20 protein-coding genes and 1 riboswitch are annotated in these 20754 nt (G+C 73.2%); of the genes, 9 read left to right on the forward strand and 11 right to left on the reverse strand.

What is annotated here, in order from left to right; all coding sequences use genetic code 11:
• Nucleotides 1–180 carry a hypothetical protein gene (locus ABH928_RS10820; protein WP_370064695.1) on the reverse strand — a complete coding sequence of 60 codons (180 nt, stop codon included), beginning with the start codon at nucleotides 178–180 and terminating at the stop codon, nucleotides 1–3.
• Between the two features lie 85 nt (nucleotides 181–265).
• Here ABH928_RS10820 and ABH928_RS10825 point away from each other — a divergent pair, with 85 nt between their 5' ends.
• On the forward strand, nucleotides 266–1726 hold the full coding sequence (locus ABH928_RS10825) for a phytoene desaturase family protein (protein WP_370064697.1): 1461 nt from the start codon (nucleotides 266–268) through the stop codon (nucleotides 1724–1726).
• 38 nt (nucleotides 1727–1764) lie between these two features.
• On the opposite strand, the gene ABH928_RS10830 is transcribed toward ABH928_RS10825, so the two are convergent.
• Together ABH928_RS10830 and metF are read right to left on the reverse strand one after the other, a co-directional pair.
• Nucleotides 1765–2718, reverse strand: coding sequence for a hypothetical protein (locus tag ABH928_RS10830; RefSeq protein ID WP_370064699.1), 954 nt, complete (start codon nucleotides 2716–2718; stop codon nucleotides 1765–1767).
• A gap of 71 nt (nucleotides 2719–2789) precedes the next feature.
• Entirely contained in the window at nucleotides 2790–3707 is a 918-nt protein-coding gene (gene metF / locus ABH928_RS10835) for a methylenetetrahydrofolate reductase [NAD(P)H] (RefSeq protein WP_370064701.1), read from the reverse strand.
• A gap of 168 nt (nucleotides 3708–3875) precedes the next feature.
• On the opposite strand from metF, the gene ABH928_RS10840 reads away from it, so the two are divergent.
• The gene (locus tag ABH928_RS10840) at nucleotides 3876–4997 is read left to right on the forward strand and encodes a polyprenyl synthetase family protein (RefSeq protein WP_370064703.1); all 1122 of its coding nucleotides are present in this window, start codon (nucleotides 3876–3878) and stop codon (nucleotides 4995–4997) included.
• Between the two features lie 214 nt (nucleotides 4998–5211).
• Here ABH928_RS10840 and thiE read toward each other — a convergent pair whose 3' ends face one another.
• From thiE to ABH928_RS10865, 5 genes are all read right to left on the reverse strand, one after another.
• A complete protein-coding gene (thiE, locus tag ABH928_RS10845; RefSeq protein ID WP_370064705.1) occupies nucleotides 5212–5874 on the reverse strand; it encodes a thiamine phosphate synthase in 663 nt (220 codons plus the stop codon).
• Nucleotides 5871–6236 (reverse strand): Rv2175c family DNA-binding protein, encoded by a 366-nt coding sequence (locus ABH928_RS10850; RefSeq protein WP_370064707.1) that lies wholly within the window; start codon nucleotides 6234–6236, stop codon nucleotides 5871–5873. The genes thiE and ABH928_RS10850 overlap by 4 nt, the downstream gene beginning before the upstream one ends.
• 113 nt (nucleotides 6237–6349) lie before the next feature.
• The gene (locus ABH928_RS10855) at nucleotides 6350–6748 is read right to left on the reverse strand and encodes a RidA family protein (RefSeq protein ID WP_370064709.1); all 399 of its coding nucleotides are present in this window, start codon (nucleotides 6746–6748) and stop codon (nucleotides 6350–6352) included.
• Nucleotides 6745–7521, reverse strand: coding sequence for an SDR family NAD(P)-dependent oxidoreductase (locus ABH928_RS10860; RefSeq protein WP_370064711.1), 777 nt, complete (start codon nucleotides 7519–7521; stop codon nucleotides 6745–6747). The genes ABH928_RS10855 and ABH928_RS10860 overlap by 4 nt, the downstream gene beginning before the upstream one ends.
• The gene (locus tag ABH928_RS10865; protein WP_370064713.1) at nucleotides 7518–8753 is read right to left on the reverse strand and encodes an acyl-CoA dehydrogenase family protein; all 1236 of its coding nucleotides are present in this window, start codon (nucleotides 8751–8753) and stop codon (nucleotides 7518–7520) included. Before ABH928_RS10865 ends, ABH928_RS10860 begins: the two co-directional genes overlap by 4 nt.
• Nucleotides 8754–8916: 163 nt before the next feature.
• Here ABH928_RS10865 and ABH928_RS10870 point away from each other — a divergent pair, with 163 nt between their 5' ends.
• Together ABH928_RS10870 and ABH928_RS10875 are read left to right on the forward strand one after the other, a co-directional pair.
• Nucleotides 8917–10539, forward strand: a complete 1623-nt coding sequence (locus ABH928_RS10870; RefSeq protein WP_370064715.1) for an AMP-binding protein — start codon at nucleotides 8917–8919, stop codon at nucleotides 10537–10539.
• Between the two features lie 17 nt (nucleotides 10540–10556).
• Nucleotides 10557–11402 carry a PaaX family transcriptional regulator C-terminal domain-containing protein gene (locus ABH928_RS10875; protein ID WP_370064717.1) on the forward strand — a complete coding sequence of 282 codons (846 nt, stop codon included), beginning with the start codon at nucleotides 10557–10559 and terminating at the stop codon, nucleotides 11400–11402.
• A 129-nt stretch (nucleotides 11403–11531) separates the two neighbouring features.
• Here the strand turns inward: ABH928_RS10875 and ABH928_RS10880 are convergent, their stop codons facing one another.
• Together ABH928_RS10880 and ABH928_RS10885 are read right to left on the reverse strand one after the other, a co-directional pair.
• Nucleotides 11532–13784 (reverse strand): bifunctional salicylyl-CoA 5-hydroxylase/oxidoreductase, encoded by a 2253-nt coding sequence (locus ABH928_RS10880; RefSeq protein WP_370064719.1) that lies wholly within the window; start codon nucleotides 13782–13784, stop codon nucleotides 11532–11534.
• 78 nt (nucleotides 13785–13862) lie between these two features.
• Complete coding sequence (locus tag ABH928_RS10885; protein WP_370064721.1) at nucleotides 13863–14693, reverse strand: enoyl-CoA hydratase family protein; 831 nt, start codon at nucleotides 14691–14693, stop codon at nucleotides 13863–13865.
• Between the two features lie 191 nt (nucleotides 14694–14884).
• On the opposite strand from ABH928_RS10885, the gene ABH928_RS10890 reads away from it, so the two are divergent.
• Nucleotides 14885–15070, forward strand: coding sequence for a hypothetical protein (locus ABH928_RS10890; RefSeq protein WP_370064723.1), 186 nt, complete (start codon nucleotides 14885–14887; stop codon nucleotides 15068–15070).
• 64 nt (nucleotides 15071–15134) lie between these two features.
• On the opposite strand, the gene ABH928_RS10895 is transcribed toward ABH928_RS10890, so the two are convergent.
• Nucleotides 15135–16304 (reverse strand): NAD(P)/FAD-dependent oxidoreductase, encoded by a 1170-nt coding sequence (locus ABH928_RS10895; RefSeq protein WP_370064725.1) that lies wholly within the window; start codon nucleotides 16302–16304, stop codon nucleotides 15135–15137.
• Nucleotides 16305–16328: 24 nt separating this feature from the next.
• Nucleotides 16329–16440, forward strand: a riboswitch (TPP riboswitch).
• Here ABH928_RS10895 and thiO point away from each other — a divergent pair.
• The 4 genes from thiO (at nucleotide 16435) to pknB (ending at nucleotide 20749) form a co-directional block, all read left to right on the forward strand.
• Complete coding sequence (thiO, locus tag ABH928_RS10900) at nucleotides 16435–17640, forward strand: glycine oxidase ThiO (protein ID WP_370064727.1); 1206 nt, start codon at nucleotides 16435–16437, stop codon at nucleotides 17638–17640. (Overlaps the previous riboswitch by 6 nt.)
• A complete protein-coding gene (gene thiS / locus ABH928_RS10905; protein ID WP_370064729.1) occupies nucleotides 17637–17867 on the forward strand; it encodes a sulfur carrier protein ThiS in 231 nt (76 codons plus the stop codon). Before thiO ends, thiS begins: the two co-directional genes overlap by 4 nt.
• 7 nt (nucleotides 17868–17874) lie before the next feature.
• The gene (locus tag ABH928_RS10910) at nucleotides 17875–18669 is read left to right on the forward strand and encodes a thiazole synthase (protein WP_370064731.1); all 795 of its coding nucleotides are present in this window, start codon (nucleotides 17875–17877) and stop codon (nucleotides 18667–18669) included.
• A 112-nt stretch (nucleotides 18670–18781) separates the two neighbouring features.
• A complete protein-coding gene (pknB, locus tag ABH928_RS10915) occupies nucleotides 18782–20749 on the forward strand; it encodes a Stk1 family PASTA domain-containing Ser/Thr kinase (protein WP_370064733.1) in 1968 nt (655 codons plus the stop codon).
• Nucleotides 20750–20754: the final 5 nt, after the last annotated feature.

Raw genomic sequence — 20754 nt, forward strand, 5'->3', positions numbered from 1 at the left:
TCAGCCCTCCTCGGTCGCCCCGTCCCGACGTCCCAGCGCGGCGACCGCTGCGGCCAGCGCCAGCGTCGCCTCCACCTGGGCCACCTGGACGTGGTACTCCCGGGTGTGGCTGAGGCTCGACGCACGCGACTCCGTCAGCGCACGGACGGCCAGTTCCTCGTGGTGCTCGAAGTCCGCCATGCCGCCGATCATAGGGCGATGATCACAGGGCGACCATCGAGGCCGTGACCGTCGCCCCGGTCCGCTGCCCTTAGGATCACTCCCCATGGCACGGATTGTCGTCATCGGCGCAGGAATGGGCGGAATGGCCGCCGCCGCACGGCTGGCGACCGTCGGCCACACCGTCGTCCTCTGCGAGGCGGCGCAGACACACGGCGGCATGGTCGGCAGCTTCGAGCGCGAGGGCTTCCGCTTCGACACCGGCCCGACCCTGCTCACCCTGCCCGCCGTCTACCGGGACCTGATGCTCAAGACCGGGCGTACCCGCCTGGAGGACGAGGTCGAGCTGCGCCCGGTCGACCCGGGCAGCGTGCACGTGCTGCCCGACGGCACCCGGCTCGCGCTCGCCAACGCCTCGCTCGCCAAGGTGGAGAGCGCCCTCACCACCGCCCTCGGCGACGGCGCGGGCACCCGGTGGGGCGGGATGCTGGAGCGCGGACGCGCGGTCTGGGAGGCGACGCGCCGCCCGCTGCTGGAGGAGCCGCTGCCGGACCACCCCGCCGCGCTCCACCGCGACCCGTACGTCCCCGAGCGGCGCGGCCTGCTGGCCCGTCCGCCGCGCAGCCTCGCCGACGTCGGCCGCCGCGAGCTGCGCGATCCCCGACTGACCGCGCTGCTGGACGAGTACGCGCTCCGCTCCGGCCTCGACCCGGAGCGCGCCCCGGCCGCGCTGACCTGGCTCCCCTACCTGGAGCAGAGCTTCGGCGTCTGGTACGTCACCGGCGGCATGCGCGCGCTCGCCGACGCCGTGCTGGAGCGCTGCCGCGCCCGCCGGGTCGACCTCCGCTTCGGCACCCCCGTACGGAAGGTGCTGGTCGAGAACAGTGCGGGCGGTGAGAAGGTGACCGGCGTCCTGCTGGCCGACGGGACCGAGCTGGAGGCGGACGTCGTCGTCGACAACCGGCCGCCGCAGGCCTCGACCGCCAGGAACCCGCGCCTGCCCGGACGGTTCACGCTGTTCCTCGCGCTCCGGGGCGCGCGACCGGCGGTCGCGCCGCACCGCACCGTCGTCCACGCGCCCGACCGCGCCGACGAACTCGACGCCCTCTTCGGCCCCGTCCCGCGCCGCTGCGACCGGCCCACGCTGCAGCTGCTACGACCGGACGACGCGACGCTCTCCCCTGCGGGCCACGAGACGGCGACGCTCACCGTGACCGTGCCGCCGCACGGCGCGCTGGACTGGTCCGACCCGCAGCGGGTCTCGGCCTACGCCGACGCCGTCCTCGCGCACGCGGTCGCATCCGTCCCGGAGGCGGCCGACCTCGCCGACCGCCTGCTCTGGCGTCACGCCCGCACCCCGGCCGACACGGCCGCGGAGACAGGCACGCCCGGCGGCTCCGTCCCGCCTCCGTCACTCCCCGGCGCGGGCGGCGCGTTCCTGGCGCCCGGCAACGCGGACAGGCGGGCGGGCCTGTTCCACGTCGGCGGAGCCAGCCACCCGGGCGGCGGACTGGCCCGCGTCGGCATGTCGGCGACGGTCGTCGCCGGTCTCGTCGGGACGCCCTGACCGGACGTCAACTCAGCCCGGGAGCTCAGCCCTGGAGCTCAGCCCTGGAGGTGCTCTTCGGGGTAGGGGTACGTGTAGTCCGGCTGCTGCGGGTAGGCACCCGGTTCGGCGGAGTACTCCGGGTACTGCTGAGCAGCCGGTTGTGGTGGGTACTGCGCGTAGGGGTCCGCCGTGTAGCCCGTGTAGTTCCCGTAGTCGGCGGGTTGCGCATACTCGCCGCTGCCCTGGGCGTACCCGCCGTACGGGTCGTACTGCGACTGCTCGTACTGCGGCTGCGCGGCCTGCTGCTGGCTGTAGTCGGGGTACGTCTGCTGCTGCTCGTACGAGCCGTACTGCGCGTAGGAGGCGTGGTCCGCTCCCGCGTACGTCTGCTGCTGCGTCGGATCCGCGGCGGTCGCGTACGCGTCGTACTGCGCGTACACCGGCGCGTGTTCGGGGGCGTACTCGGGCGTGTACTCCGCATAGGGGACCGACTGCTCGGGCGAGTACGCGTAGTACCCCTGCTGGTCCTGCGACAGCTCGTCGCCGGGGCCGAAGTAGACGCTGTCCTCGGCGGTCGCGATCACCGGCTCGGCGCCCATGCCGCCCGGGTCGCCGGTCGGCAGCGGTTCGACGTCCTCGATCGGGCCCACCTCGCCCACCACGACCCGCTCCGACGGCTCCGCACCGGCGTCGCCGCCCGCACCGCCACCGCCGAAGAGACGTCCGACGACCGGGACCCGCTCCGGCTGCACCAGCACCCAGTACGCCCCACCGCCCGCCTTGACCGCGCGCGAGGCCAGGAACTGCCCGGCGCCGAAGCCGAGCACGCCCACACCGATCAGCGGGAGCGAGCCACCGGCCACTCCGCCGACCAGTGCCAGGAATCCGAGCAGCGCGACGGCCCGCCAGGGCAGCGGCGCACGGCGCTGCAGCAGCAGCTCGCCCACCAACCACAGGGCGACCACCGCGAACGCGGCATACAACGCGGTCAGGCCCACGGCTTCTCCCACCGTCTCTCCCGCCCGGCGGACGGGTGGAGCCACCGTACCGGGTAAAGGTGAGACGAGCGTCAACAAACGAGTCAGGCGTGCGGGGTCAGGCCGAGGTTCTGGTAGATCTCAGAGGTCACGTTGGAGAAGTTCATCGTCATGAAATGCAGCCCCGGAGTGCCCTCGTCGAGCAGGCGGCGGCACATCTGGGTCGCGTAGTCGATCCCGATCGCCCGGACCGCCGCCGGGTCGTCCTCGTGCGCGAGCATCCGCTCGGCCAGCTGCGGCGGGAACCACGCGGTGCTCAGCGTCGGGATCCGACGGAGCGAGCGGACGCTGGTGACCGGCATGATCTCCGGAATGATCGGTACCTCGCATCCGGCCGCGGCGACCCGGTCCCGGAAGCGCAGGTAGAAGTCGACGTCGAAGAACATCTGGGTGAGCGCGTAGTCCGCGCCCGCGCGCACCTTGGCCACGAAGTGGCGGATGTCGTCGTCCCAGTTCTCCGACCGCGGATGCCGCTCGGGGAACGCGGCGACGCCGACGCAGAAGTCACCCGACTCCTTGATCAACTCGACCAGTTCGGACGCGTAGTCGACGCCCTGCGGGTGCGACACCCACTCGCCCAGCGGGTCGCCCGGCGGGTCGCCGCGCAGCGCAAGCACGTTGCGGACGCCCTGGTCCGCGTAGTGGCCGAGGATGTTGCGCAGCTCCGCCACGGTGTGCTCGACAGCGGTCAGGTGGGCCACCGGGGTCAGCGTGGTCTCGGCGGCGATGCGGCCGGTGATGTTGATCGTGCGGCCCCGGGTCGAGCCGCCCGCGCCGTAGGTGACGCAGACGAAGGTCGGCGACAGCGCCTCCAGCCTGCGGATCGCCTTCCACAGACCGGCCTCCGCCTCGAGCGTCCGCGGCGGCATGAACTCGAACGAGTAGGACTTGGCCCCGGACGCCAACAGGTCGCGGATGGAGACCGCGCGGTCGGGGCGGGTACTGGGGGTTCCGAGAGCCATACCCGTAGGTTATCCATCCTTTGGACAAGGAGTGGGACAGTTGTCCATCTGCTGGGACACCTGCGCGGACACCCAGGTGAGCGGGACGGACACGGTACGGACCCCGCTCGGACGTCCGGAGCCACCGGGGCGTTACGCTTTTGGTCCCCGTACCGCTCGGAGTCCTCGGTGTCAATCGCTTCGTCCGTCCCCTCGTCGGCGTCCGTCGGCAACCCTGTGGACGAGGAGTGGCTGCGGGAGCGGGTCGACCGGGCGCTCTGTGACTTCGTCGGCGACCAGGAGCGGACCCTGCTGGCGATCTCGCCGCAGCTCTCCCCCGTCTGCACCACCGTCCGCGACTTCGTCACCGGCGGCGGCAAGCGCCTGCGCGCCGCCTTCTGCTACTGGGGCTGGCGCGGCGCGGGCGGCTCACCGGACGAGCCGGGCGCGGTGGCCGCGGCGGCGGCCCTGGAGCTGCTCCAGGCCAGTGCCCTCGTCCACGACGACCTGATGGACCGCAGCGACACCCGCCGCGGCCTCCCCTCCGTCCACCGCCGCTTCGAGGCGCTGCACGACGCCGAGGGCTGGCGCGGCGACGCCGGGCAGTACGGCGGCGCGGCGGCGGTCCTGGTCGGCGACCTGCTGCTGGTCTGGTGCGACGCGCTCTTCGGCGACTGTGGACTGCCGCGGGACGCGGTGCGGCGCGCGAAGCCGCTCTTCGACCTGATGCGGACCGAGGTCATGGCGGGTCAGTACCTCGACATGCTCGAACCCGCCGCGGCCTGGACCGAGGCGACGCCGCCGGTGGAGCGGGCCCGCACGGTGATCCACTACAAGTCCGCGAAGTACACGGTGCAGCGCCCGCTCCAGATCGGCGGCCTGCTGGCGGACGCCCCGGCCGAGCTGGTCGCCGCGTACGCGGCGTTCGGCCTCCCGCTGGGCGAGGCGTTCCAGCTCCGCGACGACCTGCTCGGCGTCTACGGCGACCCGGCGGTCACCGGAAAGCCCGCCGGGGACGACCTCCGCGAGGGCAAGCGCACCCTGCTCATCGCCGAGGCGACCGCCGCGCTGGGCGCGGCGGACGCGCGCTTCCTCGACGACCACCTGGGCGCGCCCGGCCTCGACGCGGCCGACCTCGAACGCCTCCGCGACCTGGTCACCCGCTCCGGCGCGCCCGCGCGCGTGGAGGCGCGTATCGCCGCGCTCCGCGAGGACGCTCTCACGGCGCTCGAAGCGGCCCCGATCACCGAGCCGAAGGCTCGGGCTGTCCTCCACCACCTCGCCGAGGCGGCGACTGCGCGCAGGCACTAACCAGGGGCGCGAGGAACTGCGCGGGTCACCAACGCAGACATTGACCGTCCGCTCCCGCAGGTCGTTGCACTTGCCTCAGGGGCGCGGGGAACTGCGCGAGGAACCACCCTGTGCGAATGGCCCTGCTGATTCAGGGACCCACCACACGGGGTGGCTTGTCGCGCAGTTCCCCGCGCCCCTGACGTTTGCAACTCCCCCGTATGCCAAGGAGTCCTCAGTCGCGCTCGCGTTCGCGCACCCGCCGCGCCAGCGACTGCGCTGCCGCGAACGGGTCCGCGGACGCGGTGAGCGCTCGCACAACGACGATGCGGCGGGCGCCCGCGTCCAGGACCTGGTCGAGGGTGGACTCGTCGATGCCGCCGATGGCGAACCACGGACGGTCCGTGGTCTGCTTCGCCGCGTACTCGACCAGGCCGAGGCCCGGGGCGAAGCGGCCCGGCTTCGTCGGGGTGGGCCAGACCGGGCCGGTGCAGAAGTAGTCGATGCCGGGCTCGGTCAGCGCGGTGTCGACCTCCGACTCCGCGTGGCAGGAGCGGCCGATGACGATGTCGTCGCCGAGGATCTCGCGGGCGATCCGCACCGGGAGGTCGTCCTGGCCCAGGTGCAGCACGTCCGGGCGGACGCCGAAGGCGACGTCCGCGCGGTCGTTGACCGACAGCAGCCTGCCGTGCCGCTCGCACGCCGCCGCGAAGACCTCCAGGGCTTCCAGCTCCTGCTTCGCCTCCAGGCCCTTGTCGCGGAGCTGGACGATGTCGACGCCACCGGCCAGCACCGCGTCGAGGAACTCCGCCAGGTCGCCCTGCTCCCGCCGGGCGTCCGTGCAGAGGTAGAGCCGGGCGTCGGCCAGGGCTTCCCGTGCGGGACGAACCGCGCTCACAGAGCCATCGCCTGGGCCCGGCGCTTGACCTCCGTGCCGCGATTCTCGTTCAGGGCCTGGGCGGGGGTGCCGGGGAGGGTCGGGTCATCGGTGAAGAGCCACTCCAGGGCCTCCTCCTTGGTGAACCCGCAGTCCTTCAGCACCGTCAACGTGCCGACGATGCCCTTGACAGGCCCGTCCTCACCGACGAACGCGGCCGGGACCTGAAGGGCGTTGTTCTCGCCGCGGCGGACCGCCAGGAGCGTGCCGTCGGTGACCATGTTGCGGACCTTGGTGACCTCGATGCCCCACTTCTCCGAGATGTCGGGGAGGTAGAGCCAGGCCGGAATCAACGCGTCGATCTTCGGATCAATCTCACTCACGTCAACAGACTGCCATCTCCGCAGCCCGGAACGCACACCCAGGGCCTCGGGAATCGTCGCGTCCCGCCGCCTGCCGGCCTCCTGCCCGCCTCCTTCGGGGCCACCGCTGCCGCTCAGTCCAGCACGGCGATGCCCTCCAGCTCGACCAGAGCCGGGGCGTCCCAGAGGCGGAGGATCCCGATCAGCGCCATCGCCGGGTAGTCGCGCCCGGCGCGTGCCCGCCAGATGTGGCCGATCTCGGCGGCGTGCGTGCGGTACTCCTCCGGGTCGGTCGTGTAGACCGTCAGCCGGGCCAACTGCTCTGCTCTGCCACCCGCCGCCGTCAGCGCGGTGAGCAGGTTGGCGAGGGCCTGGTCGAACTGCTCGACGATGTCCTTGCCGACGATCGCGCCGTGCTCGTCCAGCGCGGTCTGGCCGGCCAGGAAGACCAGCGTGCCGCCGGTCGCCGTGACCGCGTGACTGAAGCCGCTGGCCGGGGCCAGCTCGGGCGGGTTGATCCGATGCAGCGTCATGACTGGACTCCTCCTCCGTCGACGGTGACTGCCTGGCCGTTGAGGGCCTCCTGCTCCAGCAGCAGCCGGACCACGGCGGCGACCTCCCCCGGGCGGATCAGCCGCCCGATCGGCTGCATCCGGGCCAGCGCGGCGCGGGCCTCGTCCTCGGTGCGGCCGGTGCGGGCGACGATCGCGGCGACCGTCGCGTCGGTCATGGGCGTGTCCACATAGCCGGGGCAGACGGCGTTGACGGTCACTCCGCTCCCGGCCAGCTCCGCCGCGGCCGAGCGGACCAGGCCCAGCACGCCGTGCTTGGCGGCGGTGTAGGCGGCGACGTAGGGGGCGCCCACCTTAGCCGCCGTCGAGGCGACCACCACGCCCCGTCCCCAGCCCGCCGCGCGCATCGGCGGCAACGCGCGGCGCAGGCAGCGGAACGGCGCGGTCAGGTTCAGCGCGAGCTGGGCCTCCCACAGCTCGTCCGTCGTCTCGGTCAGCTTCGCCGAGGCGCCCGCGCCGGCCGCGCAGACCAGCACCTCGGCCGGGCCCCACTCCGCCTCGACCCGTCCGAAGAGCTCGTCGGCCGCACCGGGCGCGGTCAGGTCGAGAGGGACGGTCAGCGCCGGGCCCGGCAGCGCCTTGGCCGCGTGCTCCAGCGCTTCCGCGTCACGTGCGGCCAGGACGACGCGGTGACCGGCGGCGGAGAGGTCGGCGGCGACGGCGGCGCCGATGCCCCGGCTGCCGCCGGTGACGACGCAGATCCGGCTGGTCCCACTGACCTGACTGACGCTCATGCGTAGAGCTCCCGGGCGATGATCGACAGCTGCACCTCGGACGCGCCCTCGTAGATCCGGGGTGCGCGGACCTCGCGGTAGAGCTGCTCCAGCAGGTGGCCGCGTTGCAGCGCCCGCGCGCCGTGGATCTGGACCGCCGAGTCGACGACGTACTGCGCCGCCTCAGTGGCGAACAGCTTGGCCATCGCGGCCCGACCGGTCGGCCCGGAAAGGCCGGTGACCCGCGCGCCGTCACCGCCCTCGTCGGCCTGCTGCGCGTCGTAGGCGCCGGCAGCGGAGAGGACCAGGAGGCGGGCGGCCTCGGTGCGGGTGGCCATCTCGGCGAGCCGGTGGCCGACGGCCTGCAGGTCGCGCAGCGGACCACCGAAGGCCTGGCGGCTGCCCGCATGGGCGACCGTCGCGTCCAGCGCTGCCTGGGCCATGCCGACGGCGAACGCGCCGACGCTGGGACGGAACAGGTCGAGCGTGCGCATGGCCACCCGGAAGCCGCGACCGACCTCGCCGAGCACGTCCTCCGGACCGACCGGGACACCGTCGAAGACAAGACGGCCGATCGGATGCGGCGAGATCATGTCCAGCCGCTCACCGGTCAGCCCCGGACGGTCCGCCGGGACCAGGAACGCCGTGACGCCACGCGCGCCCGACTGGGGGCCGGACTGCGGGCCGGTGCGGGCGAAGACGGTGTAGAAGTCGGCCTCGGGCGCGTTGGAGATCCAGCACTTCTCGCCACCCAGCAGCCAGCCGCCGGCCTCCTGCGGCTCGGCTGCCAGAGCCAGCGCGCCCGCGTCCGAACCCGCGCCCGGCTCGGAGAGCGCGAACGCGGCCACGGCCCGCCCGGCGGCGACCTCCGGCAGCCAGCGCGCGATCTGCGCCTCGGTGCCGCTCTGCAGCACCGGGTAGGCGCCGAGCCCCTGGAGCGCGAGGGCGGTCTCCGCCTCGGTGCAGACCTGTGCGAGCGACTCGCGCAGCAGGCACAGGTCCAACGCGGCGGCCTGCCGCAGGCCGCCGCCGTCCTCGGCGCCCTCGGCCGCTCCCGTCTGCCCGACGCCCGGGAAGAGCCGGGCCAACAGGCCGAGCCGTCCCATCTCCTCCAGCAGCGGGCGGTTCACGCCCCCCGCTTCGCCCGCGGCCGTGCCGTGCGCGAGCGGCAGCAGCCGCTCGGCGGCGACCGACCGCACCCAGCCGCAGAACTCACGCTGGCCCTTGTCCAGCGCGAACGCCGTCGTCGTCATCGCGCGCTCCCTCCTGACCGGGTCACCCCTCCCCCCATTCATATCGCGGATGGTTGACTGCCGTCACCAACGCGCTAGCCTGAATCCGGATCGAGCCACCTGGCCCACCCGGCCCATCCGGTCCCGGGACCTTCCGTCAGCCGGTGAGGGGGAACCACCCGCCATGCACCTGCTCCCCTCCGCGCACGTCGACACCTTCGCGCGCGACCATCTCCCGCCCACCGACGCGTGGCCGGAGCTCCGCTTCGACCTGCCGGAGCTGCACTATCCCGACCGGCTCAACTGCGGCGCGGAACTGCTCGACGCCACCGTCGCCGCGCTCGGCCCCGAGCGGCCCTGCCTGCGCACCGAGGACGGCGAGGTCTGGAGCTACGGTGAACTGCGCGTCCGGACCGACCGGATCGCCCGGGCCCTGACCGAGGACCTCGGCATCGTTCCCGGCAACCGGGTACTGCTCCGCGGCGCCACCACGCCCTGGCTGGTGGCCTGCTGGCTGGCCGTCATGAAGGCCGGCGCGGTCGCCGTCACCGTGCTGGCCGCGCAGCGTCGTACCGAGCTGGCGACGATGATCGAGATCGCCCAGGTCAGCCACGCGCTCTGCGACGCCCGCGTGTTGGAGGAGCTGGAGGCCGCAGGCCCGGACGGACTGCGGATCACCCCCTACGGCGGCGACGGCCCCGACGACCTGCTGACGCTCGCCGCCGCGCAGCCGGACGCGCCCTTCCCCGCCGTCGACACCTCCGCCGACGACGTCGCGCTGATCGCCTTCACCTCCGGCACCACCGGCCGCCCCAAGGGCTGCATGCACTTCCACCGCGACGTCCTGGCCATTGCCGACACCTTCTCCGCGCACGTGCTGCGGCCCGAGCCCGACGACGTGTTCGCCGGGACGCCGCCGCTCGGCTTCACCTTCGGGCTCGGTGGGCTGGTGATCTTCCCGATGCGGGTCGGGGCCTCCGCGCTGCTGCTGGAGCAGCCGTCGCCGAAGACGCTGCCCGCCGCGATCGAACGCCACCGGGTCAGCGTGCTCTTCACCGCCCCGACGGCCTACCGCGCGCTGCTGGAGGGAGCCGACCACACGGACCTCTCGTCGTTGCGCCGCTGCGTCTCCGCCGGGGAGAACCTGCCCGCCGCGACCTGGCGGGCCTGGTACGACCGGACCGGGCTGCCGCTGATCAACGGCATCGGCGCGACGGAGATGCTGCACATCTTCATCTCCGCCGCCGACGAGGACGCCCGACCCGGCGTCACCGGCGTGGCCGTGCCCGGCTTCCGCGCCCGCGTGGTCGACGCGGCGACCGGCGCGGAGGCGCCCGACGGCACCCCCGGCCTGCTGGCCGTCCAGGGCCCGACCGGCTGCCGCTACCTGGACGACCCGCGCCAGCACGCCTACGTCCACGACGGCTGGAACCTGACCGGCGACACCTACGTCCGCGACGCCGAGGGCCGGTTCCACTACCAGGCCCGCGCCGACGACATGATCATCTCGGCGGGCTACAACATCGCCGGTCCCGAGGTCGAGGAGGCGCTGCTGCGTCACCCGGACGTGCGGGAGGCGGCGGTCATCGGCGTCCCGGACGAGAAGCGCGGCCAGATAGTCACGGCCTTCGTGGTGCTGGCGGACGGCGTCCCCGCGGACGAGGGCACGGTGAAGACGTTGCAGGACTTCGTGAAGTCCACCATCAGTGCCTACAAGTACCCGCGCGCCGTCGAGTTCCGCGAGACGCTGCCGCGCACCCCCACCGGCAAGCTCCAGCGGTTCCGCCTGCGCGGACCGGATCTCTAGATCTCTAAAGTGACCGTATGACGACTGACGACGACACCGGGTCCGCGCGCGAGCACACGCCGGGCTCGCTGCTCGTCACCTTCTTCGGAGCGCACGGCCGCGACCTCGGCGGCTGGATCGCCGTCGGCGACCTGATCCGCCTGCTGGCCGCGGTGGGCGTGGACGCGCAGGCGGTGCGGTCCGCCGTGTCGCGGCTCAAGCGGCGGGGGTTCCTGACGCCGGAACCGCTGGGCGGCGTCGCCGGGTACGCGCTGTCGGAGTCAGCGAGCGAGCTGCTCGCCGACGGCGACCGCCGCATCTACGCGTCGCGGGGCTCACGGCTCGCGGACGGGTGGGTGCTGGCGCTGTTCTCCGTGCCGGAGAGCGAGCGCCAGAAGCGGCACCTGCTGCGCTCCCGGCTGGCCCGGCTGGGGTACGGAACGGCGGCGCCGGGGGTCTGGATCGCCCCTGCCCAGCTGTTCGAGGAGACCCGGCACGTGCTCACGCGACTGAAGCTCGCGGAGTACACGGACCTGTTCCGTGCCGAGCACCTGGCTTTCGAGCCGACGCGGGAGGCCGTCGCCCGCTGGTGGGACCTCCCCGCTCTGGCGCGGTGCCACGAGGAGTTCCTGGAGGTCCACGAGCCGGTGCTGACCCGGTGGAACCGCCGACGCGGACCGGTGTCCCTGCCGGAGGCATTCGCGGATCACCTGCGTGCGGTGGACAGTTGGCGGCGGCTGCCGTATCTGGATCCCGGTTTGCCGATGGAGTTGCTTCCGGCGGGGTGGCCGGGGCAGCGGGCGGCTCGGGTGTTCCAGGAGCTGGACGCAAGGTTGCGGGACGCGTCTCGGGACTTCGTTCGGGAGACGATCGGCAACAGCTGAGGCTGCACTACCTCAGGGGCGCGGGGAACTGCGCGACAAGCCACCCACCCGGGTAGAGCACCGAACGAGCGGGGCCATCCGCACAGAGTGGTTTCTCGCGCAGTTCCCCGGGCCCCCAGCGTGCTGCAACTACAGCCTCCGGCCGGTCTGCGGGCGCCTGCTGCCCGCGGCGTACTGGATCGGCCAGTCCACACCGGCGCCCGTCCACTCCTGCTCCGCCGCCGCGTGCAACGTCCACGCCGGGTCGTACAGGTGCGGGCGTCCGAGGGCGACCAGGTCCGCGCGGCCGGCGAGCAGCAGGGAGTTGACGTCGTCCCAGGACGACACCGCGCCCACGGCCAGCACCGGTACGCCGACCTGGTTGCGGATCGCGTCCGCGAACGGGGTCTGGTACGACCGCCCGTAGGCGGGCCGCTCCTCCGAGACGACCTGGCCGGTGGAGACGTCCATGGCATCCGCGCCGTGCTCGGCGAAGGCGCGGGCGATGGTGACCGCCTCGGTGACGTCGTTGCCGCCTGCCGCCCAGTCCGTGGCGGAGATGCGGACCGTCATCGGGCGGTCCTCCGGCCAGACCGCCCGCATCGCGTCGAAGACGCGCAGCGGCCAGCGCAGCCGGGCCTCGACCGAGCCACCGAACTCGTCACTCCTGCGGTTGGTCAACGGCGAGAGGAACGACGACAGCAGATAGCCGTGCGCGCAGTGGAGTTCGAGCAGGTCGAAACCCGCCTGCGCACCGCGCCGCGCCGAGTCGACAAAGCGACCGAGGATCTCGTCCAACTGATCGTGCGTCAACTCCGCAGGGACCTGGCTGACCCCCGTCCGGTACGGCAGTGCCGACGGGCCGACGACCGGCCAGGCCTTCTCCGGCTCCAGCGGGTCGTCCATGCCCTCCCACATCAGCCGGGTCGCGCCCTTGCGGCCCGCGTGGCCCAGCTGGAGGCCGATCGCCGCGCCGCTGCGGCCGTGGACGAAGTCGACGATCCGCGCCCAACCCGCCTGCTGCTCGTCGTTCCAGAGGCCGGTGCAGCCCAGCGTGATCCGGGCGTCCGGGGCGACGCAGACCATCTCCGTCATCACCAACCCGGCCCCGCCCAGCGCGCGCGAGCCCAGGTGGACCAGGTGGAAGTCGCCGGGGAGGCCGTCCTGCGCGGAGTACATGTCCATCGGCGAGACCACGACCCGGTTGCGCAGCGACAGCCCGCGCAGCCGGAACGGGGTGAACATCGGCGGGGTGCCCGCCTCGGCGAACTCGGCCTCCAACGAGGCGACATAGCCGGGGTCGCGGAGCCGGAGGTTGTCGTAGGTGATCCGGCGGCTGCGGGTGAGCAGGTTGAAACCCAGCTGCCAGTCGGGCTGGTCCAGGTACTGCTCCAGGTTCTCGAACCACTCCAGGCTGGCCTGCGCCGCACGCTGGGTGGACGCGACGACCGGTCGCCGCTCCGCCTCGTACGCGGCCAGCGCCTCCTGGACCGACCGGCCGTCCCGCGCGCCGTCGCGCAGGCTCGCGGCCAGCGCCAGGGCGTCCTCCATGGCGAGCTTGGTGCCGGAGCCGATGGAGAAGTGCGCGGTGTGCGCGGCGTCGCCGAGCAGCACGGTGTTGCCGTCGTGCCAGACTGCGTTGCGGACGGTGGTGAAGGCGATCCAGCGCGAGTCGTTGCCGCGCAGCGCGTGGCCCTGGAGCAGCTCGGCGAAGTGCTTCTCGCAGGCCGCGATGGACTCCTGCTCGTCCAGCGTGTCCAGCCCGGCCCGACGCCAGACGTCCTCGCGCATCTCGACGATGACAGTGCTGCCCTCGTCCGAGTACGGATAGCCGTGCAGCTGCATCACGCCGTGCTCGGTGCGCAGCACCTGGAACTGGAAGGCGTCGAAGACCAGGTCGGTGCCGAGCCAGATGTACCGGCAGTGCCGGGCGTCCAGCCGGGGGCGGAAGACCTCCTCGGCCGCCGTCCTGGTGCGGGAGCGGACGCCGTCGGCCGCGACGACCAGGTCGTGGCTGCGGGCGAGGTCGGCGGCGGGCGGGGCCTCGGTGCGGAAGCGCAGGTCGACGCCGAGGTCGCGGCAGCGCTGCTGGAGCACGTCGAGCAGGCGGCGACGGCTGGTCGCGGCGAAGCCGTGCCCGCCGGAGGTGACCACCTGGCCGCTGGGCAGGTGGACGTCGATGTCGTCCCAGCGGGCGAAGCCCGACGCCAGGTCGGCGTAGAGCGCCGGGTCGGCGTCCTCGATGCCGCCGAGGGTCTCGTCGGACAGGACGACGCCGAAGCCGAAGGTGTCGCCGGGGGCGTTGCGCTCCCAGACGGTCACCTCGTGCGCCGGGTCCTGCTGCTTGACCAACGACGCGAAGTAGAGCCCACCGGGCCCGCCCCCGATCACCGCGATCCGCACGGCCGCCTCCCTGCTCCTGCTTGTACTGCTCTTTTGTCCATCGTAACGAGAACGCTATGCGCTGTCAGCGGCCCCGCGTCAACGTCCCTGCCACTTGGGCGGGCGCTTGCCGGTGAACGCGGCGTGGAACTCGGCGTAGTCCGCGCTCTTCATCAGCAGCGCCTGGGTCATCGCCTCCAGCTCGACGGAGGCGGCCAGGCTCATGTCGAGCTCCTGGGTGAGCAGCGCCTTGGTCTGCGCCAGCGCGAAGGCGGGGCCCTCGGCCAGGCGTCGGGCCAGGGCACCTGCGGCGGCGTCCAGCTCCTCGTCGTCGACCAGCTCGCTGACCAGGCCGTACCGGTCGGCGGTGGCGGAGTCGATGGTGTCGCCGAGCATCAGCAGCTTGGTGGCGTGGCCGAGGCCGACCAGCCGGGGCAGCAGGTAGGCCGCGCCCATGTCCGCGCCCGCCAGGCCGACCTTGGTGAAGAGGAAGGCGAACCGGGCGGACCTGGCCACCACCCGGAAGTCGGCGGCCAGCGCCAGTACCGAGCCCGCGCCTGCGGCGATCCCGTGGACGGCGGCGACGATCGGCACCGGGCACTCGCGCATGGCGCGGACCACCTGGCCGGTCATCCGGGTGAAGTCGAGCAGCTCGTCGGGCCGCATCGCCAGGGTCGCGCCGATGATCTCGTTGACGTCACCGCCGGAGCAGAACGCGCGGCCCTCGCCGCGCAGCAGGATCGCCCGGGTGTCGCCGCGCTGCGGGATCTCGGCCAGCAGGTCACGCAGGTCCGCGTAGGACTCGAAGGTCAGCGCGTTGAGCTTGTCCGGGCGGTCGAGGGTGACGGTGAGCATGCCCGACTCGTCGCGGCTGAGCCGGAAGTGGCGCCACTCCTCGGTGAACGGGACGGATCCTCGGAACGGGCTCATCTGGGTGGCCTCCCCGTGAGGTGAATCGCTGCTGTGCGACGGTCGTCACGAACACGATATGACCACCCGGCGGCCACGGGGAACACCCCGTCCGCGCGGCCCGCCGCGGCCCGCGTGGACGGGTCGGGCATACTGCTGGTGACTGTGCACACGAAGGAAGTGCACGCAAAGGAGTTCGAGGAGCCCTGAGCATGCGTTATGCGCTGATCGCCGTGGTCCTGGCAGGCGTCTGCGTCCTGGAGTGGACCACCTCGCCGACGACGCTCGCCGCGCTGGCCGTCGTGCTGCCGACGCTGGCGCTGGCTCCGCTGGCATTGCTCGCCGGTCGCCCGCTGGGTGACGAGGACACCGCGCCGGGCAACCGCCGGGTGGTCTGACCCGCCTTCCCGTCTGATCCCGCCCGCGCTCCCCGCGCCCCCGCAGCGCCCGGCGCCCGGCGCCTCAGGCGACGGCGGACTTGAGCGGTACCGCCGGGTCCGCCACCCTGGCCAGATCGAGCACCGCGCCCGCGTCGATCAGCTTCCGGCCCTGCGCCAGATCGCGCGGGCGGTCCACCGCGAAGACCGCGACCAGTCGTCCGTCGCGCACCCACAGCACCGTGTCGTCGCCGCGCGAGATCTGTTCGTCGCCGCCGCTCCACACGCCGGCAACCTGCACCATCCGCCCGAACTGCTCGGACCAGAAGTACGGCACGGGGTTGTACAGGCTTTCGCCGCCGAGCACGTTGGCGGCCACCACGCGTGCGCCCTGCATGGCGTTGTCCCAGTGATGGACCGTCAGCCGCCGTCCGTAGCGCCGGGACGGGAACGAGACGCAGTCGCCGACAGCGAAGACGTCCGCCACACCACCGGCCCGCAGCCGCTCGTCCGCCGCGACCGCGCCGCGGTCGTCCAGGGCCACGCCGGAGCCGTCCAGCCAGCCGGTCTCCGGTCGGGCACCGATGCCGACCACGACCGCGTCGGCCTCGATCTCCTGGCCGTCGGTCAGGTGGAGTCCGCCCGGCAGGATGCCGCTCACGGCGGCGCCGGTCAGCAGGCGGACGCCCGCCTCCGCGTACCAGGCGCGGGTCCGCTCCCCCAGCTCGGTCGGCAGTGCGCCGGCCAGCGGGGAGGGCGCGGCCTCGACGACGGTGACCTCGCAGCCCAACTGCCGGGCGACGGTCGCCGCCTCCGCGCCGATCCAGCCCGCGCCGACGACGGCCACCCGCGCGCCCGGCCGGAGCGCGGCCTTGAGCGCGACCGCGTCGTCCTGGGTGCGCAGCAGGAAGGCGGACTCCGGCTGTCCCGGGAGTGAGATCGGGGCCGCGCCGGTGGCCAGCACCAGGCGGTCGTAGGAGAGGTCGCCCGTGTCGGTGCGCAGCAGGTGCGCGTCAGCGTCCAGGGAGAGCGCGCGGCGGCTCAGCGCCAGGTCGATGCCGAGGCCCGCGAAGTCCACCTCGAAGCGGGAGTCGGCGACCTTGCCCAGCAGCACGTCCTTGGAGAGCGGTGGACGGTCGTACGGCGGGTGCGGTTCAGCCCCCAGCAGGGTCAGCCGGTCGGTGTACCCCTGCGCGCGCAAGGCCACCGCGGTCTGCACGCCGGCCATCCCGGCCCCGACGATCACTACAGCCATTGCGCCACTGTATAGAGTGAAGCGTGAAGTAGACACGGGAGCCCGGAGCACCGGGCTGAGAGGGAGGCTGGGGCGCCTCCGACCGTCCGAACCTGATCCGGGTCATGCCGGCGAAGGGAGCGCAGGAACAATGACGCGCGAGCATGTCGATCGAACGTCCGACAGCAGCACCGACGTCCTGGTCGTCGGCGGCGGCATCATCGGGCTGGCCGTGGCCTGGCGGACGGCGCAGCGTGGCCTCTCCGTCACGGTGCTGGACCCCGATCCCGGTCACGGCGCGAACCAGGTCGCGGCGGGGATGCTGGCCCCGGTGACCGAGCTCCAGTACGGCGAGGAGCCGCTGCTCCGGCTCGGCATCGCGTCCAACACCCGCTACGCCGACTTCGTCGCCGAGCTGACCGAGGCCAGCGGCGGTCTCGACACCGGCTACCGCCGCTGCGGCACCCTGGCCGTCGCCCTCGACGCCGACGACCGCGCCGAGCTGCGCGAGGTGCACGCGTTCCAGCAGCGGCTGGGCCTCGCCACCGAGTGGCTGACCGGCCGCGAGTGCCGCCGGCTGGAGCCGATGCTCGCCCCCGACGTGCGCGGCGGGACGCTGGTCGCCGAGGACCACCAGGTCGACGGCCGCCGCCTCGGCGCGGCGCTGGTCGCCGCCTGCGAGCGCGCGGGCGTCACCCTGCACCGGTCCCGCGCGGCGAGGCTCACCGTGGCCGACAACCGCGCCGCCGGCGCGGTCGCCGAGGACGGCACCCGGATCTCCGCCGGGCGGACCGTCCTGGCCGCCGGGAGCTGGTCCGGCGAGCTGCCCGGTCTGCCGCCGGAGGCACGGCTGCCGGTGCGGCCGGTCAAGGGCCAGGTGCTGCGGCTGCGGATGGAGACCGTCCAGGGCCCGCTGCCGATGCCGTTCCTCTCTCGCAACGTCCGCGCCGTGGTCCGCGGCTGCCACATCTACGTCGTCCCGCGCGAGAACGGCGAACTCGTCCTCGGCGCGACCAGCGAGGAGCAGGGCTTCGACACCACCGTCACCGCGGGCGGCGTCCACGAGCTGCTGCGCGACGCCCGCGAACTGCTGCCCGGCATCACCGAGCTGCCGCTCGCCGAGACCAACGCCGGGCTGCGGCCCGGCACCCCCGACAACGCCCCGCTGCTCGGCCCGACCGCGCTGCCCGACCTGATCGCGGCGACCGGCCACTACCGCAACGGCGTGCTGCTGACCCCGGTCACCGGCGACGCGATCGCCACGCTGCTGACCACCGGCAGCCTGCCGCCCGAGGCCGCGCCCTTCACCCCCGAGCGCTTCGCCGCTCACCGCCCCGTGCTGGAGACCTCCCGATGACCGCCCCGCTTGGCGTGCCTGCTCAGATCCGACTCACCGTCAACGGCGAGCCCCGCGAGGTGGCGTCCGGGACGTCGCTCGCGGAGGTCGTGGCCCAGCTCAGCGCCGCGCCGAGCGGCGTGGCCGCCGCCGTCAACGAGGCCGTGGTGCCGCGCAGCGCCTGGGACGCGACGGCGCTGGCCGACGCCGACCGGGTCGAGATCCTCACCGCAGTCCAGGGAGGCTGACACCGTCATGGCTGACGACCTGCTCACCATCGCCGACCGTTCCTTCTCGTCCCGCCTGATCATGGGCACCGGCGGCGCGCCCAGCCTGGAGGTGCTGGAGAACGCCCTGCGCGTCTCCGGGACCGAGCTGACCACCGTGGCGATGCGCCGGATCAACCCGTCCGCGCGCGGCTCGGTGCTGGAGGTGCTGCAGCGCTGCGGCATCGACGTCCTGCCCAACACCGCCGGCTGCTTCACCGCCGGGGAGGCGGTGCTGACCGCCCGTCTGGCCCACGAGGCGCTGGGGACGAACTGGATCAAACTGGAAGTGGTCGCCGACGAGCGCACCCTGCTGCCCGACCCGGTCGAACTGCTGGACGCCGCCGAGACCCTGGTCGACGACGGCTTCGTGGTCCTCCCCTACACCAACGACGATCCGGTGCTGGCCCGCAAGCTGGAGGATGTCGGCTGCGCCGCCGTCATGCCGCTGGGTTCGCCGATCGGCTCGGGGCTGGGCATCCGCAACCCGCACAACTTCCAGCTGATCGTCGAGCAGGCGGGCGTCCCGGTGGTCCTGGACGCGGGCGCGGGCACCGCGTCGGACGCGGCGTTCGCCATGGAGCTGGGCTGCGCGGCTGTGATGCTGGCAACGGCGGTGACCCGGGCCCAGGAGCCCGCGCTGATGGCCGAGGCGATGCGTAAAGCGGTCGAATCCGGACGATTGGCGTACCGGGCGGGACGGATCCCGAAGCGGTTCCACGCCGAGGCGTCCTCCCCGATGGACGGCCGCGCCGCCTTCGACCCAGAGGCTCCCGCGTTCTGACCCGAGCACCCCGGACCGGTTCGTCACCGTAGTGTCCTCGGACTCTCACTTTTCAGCGACGGAGAGCTCGGCCGTGCGGAGCGGCACACCCCTGCCCCGTACACTCCGTGGGATGGACGCAACGCTGCAGGACCCCCTTCTCGGGCGCATGCTCGACGGCCGGTACCGGGTCGAGCAGCGCGTCGCCGTCGGCGGGATGGCCACCGTCTACCGGGGTGTGGACACCAGGCTCGACCGGGTCGTCGCCCTGAAGGTGATGCACCCGGGTTTCGCCGCCGACCCCGACTTCGTCCAGCGGTTCATCCGCGAGGCCAAGGCCGTCGCCCGGCTCTCCCACCCGAACGTCGTCGGCGTCTACGACCAGGGCGAGGACCACACGGCGATGCCGCCCGCGGTCTTCCTGGCGATGGAGTTCGTGCCCGGCTGGACCCTGCGCGACCTGCTGCGGGACCGCGGCGCGCTGAGCCCGCGCACCACGCTGGACATCCTGGAGCCCGTGCTGGCCGCGCTCGGCGCCGCGCACCGGGCCGGTCTGGTGCACCGCGACGTCAAGCCGGAGAACGTGCTGCTGACCGAGGACGGCCGGGTCAAGGTCGCCGACTTCGGCCTGGTCCGGGCCGTCAACGGCCAGACCGCGGCCACCACCCAGCAGGTGATGGGCACCGTCTCCTACCTCGCGCCCGAGCAGATCGAGCGCGGCGCTGCCGACCCGCGCACCGACGTCTACGCCTGCGGCGTGATGCTCTACGAGATGCTGACCGGCTCCAAGCCGCACACCGGCGAGAGCCCGATGCAGGTGATCTTCCAGCACCTGAGCGTCGACGTGCCGCCGCCGTCCGAGCTGGTCCCCGGCCTCGCGCCGCAGCTCGACGCCATAACGCAGGCGGCGACCGCGCGCGACGCGTCCGGTCGGCCCGCCGACGCGGTCGAGCTGCTGGCCGAACTCCAGCGGGTGCGCCGTGAGATGACGGCCGATCAGCTGGACGCCGAGCCTCTTGCCGCAACGCGACCGTCGGCGTCGGGGCCCTCGGCATCGGGGCCCGGGTCGGCCAGCACGCTGCTCCCGCCGCCGGTCGAGCGGACCTCGGTCATGGACCCGGCGATGCTGCAGCAGCTCCCGGCCGACCTGGTGATGCCGCGCCGCGAACGGCCCGAGCCGCCGCCAGTGGCGCTGACCCGCCGTCAGCGGGGCGTCCGCCGACCGCGCTGGGTGCTGCCCACCGGCGTGGTCGTGGTCCTCGCGCTGCTGGTGGCCGGGCTGACCTGGGCGCTCAACGGCGGCCTCTACACGCAGATGCCGAGCGTGCTGCGGGTGCCGCAGCCGCAGGCGGTGCAGACCCTGGAGCACGACGGTTTCACCGTCTCGCTCACCCAGGACTTCAGCGGCAGCGTCCCCAAGGGCACGGTGATCAGCACGAATCCGGGCCCCGGCACACGCGTCCGCAAGGACTCCGACGTGACCGTGGACGTCTCCAAGGGCCCGCAGCGGCCGACCGTCCCGTCGGTGGCGGGCAAGTCCGTAGCCGACGCGACGGCCGCGCTGCAGCAGGCGGGGCTGGCCGTCTCCGGTCAACAACAGCAGCAGACCAACTCGACCGTCCCGGCGGGCGCGGTGATCAGCACCAGCCCGGCGGCGGGCCAGCAGGTCGCGCCGCAGACCGTGGTCACCCTGGTCGTCAGCAGCGGCGCCCAGCCGGTGCCGCTGCCGGACGTGACCGGCGAGACGCTGGACCAGGCCACCTCGGACCTCCAGTCCGCCGGGTTCCAGGTCGCGCTGAACCCGACCCAGGTCTACTCCGACCAGCAGGCCGGCACGGTCGCCACGATGAACCCGCCCGCCGGTCAGGCCGCGCAGGGCGCGACCATCACGCTGACCATGTCCAAGGGACAGCAACAGGTGACTGTCCCGGACGTCACCGGGATGACCGAGAAGGACGCGACGAAGACGCTCAAGCAGGCCCGGTTCAAGGTCCGCTCGCTCGGCTTCACGCTCTTCGGCAGCCCGACCGTCCGCAGCGAGACGCCGGGCGGCAACAGCCAGGCCGCGCTGGGCAGCACCGTCACCATCTGGCTCTACTGATTTCC

The organism is Streptacidiphilus sp. MAP5-3 (assembly GCF_041262505.1).
Classification (GTDB): domain Bacteria; phylum Actinomycetota; class Actinomycetes; order Streptomycetales; family Streptomycetaceae; genus Streptacidiphilus.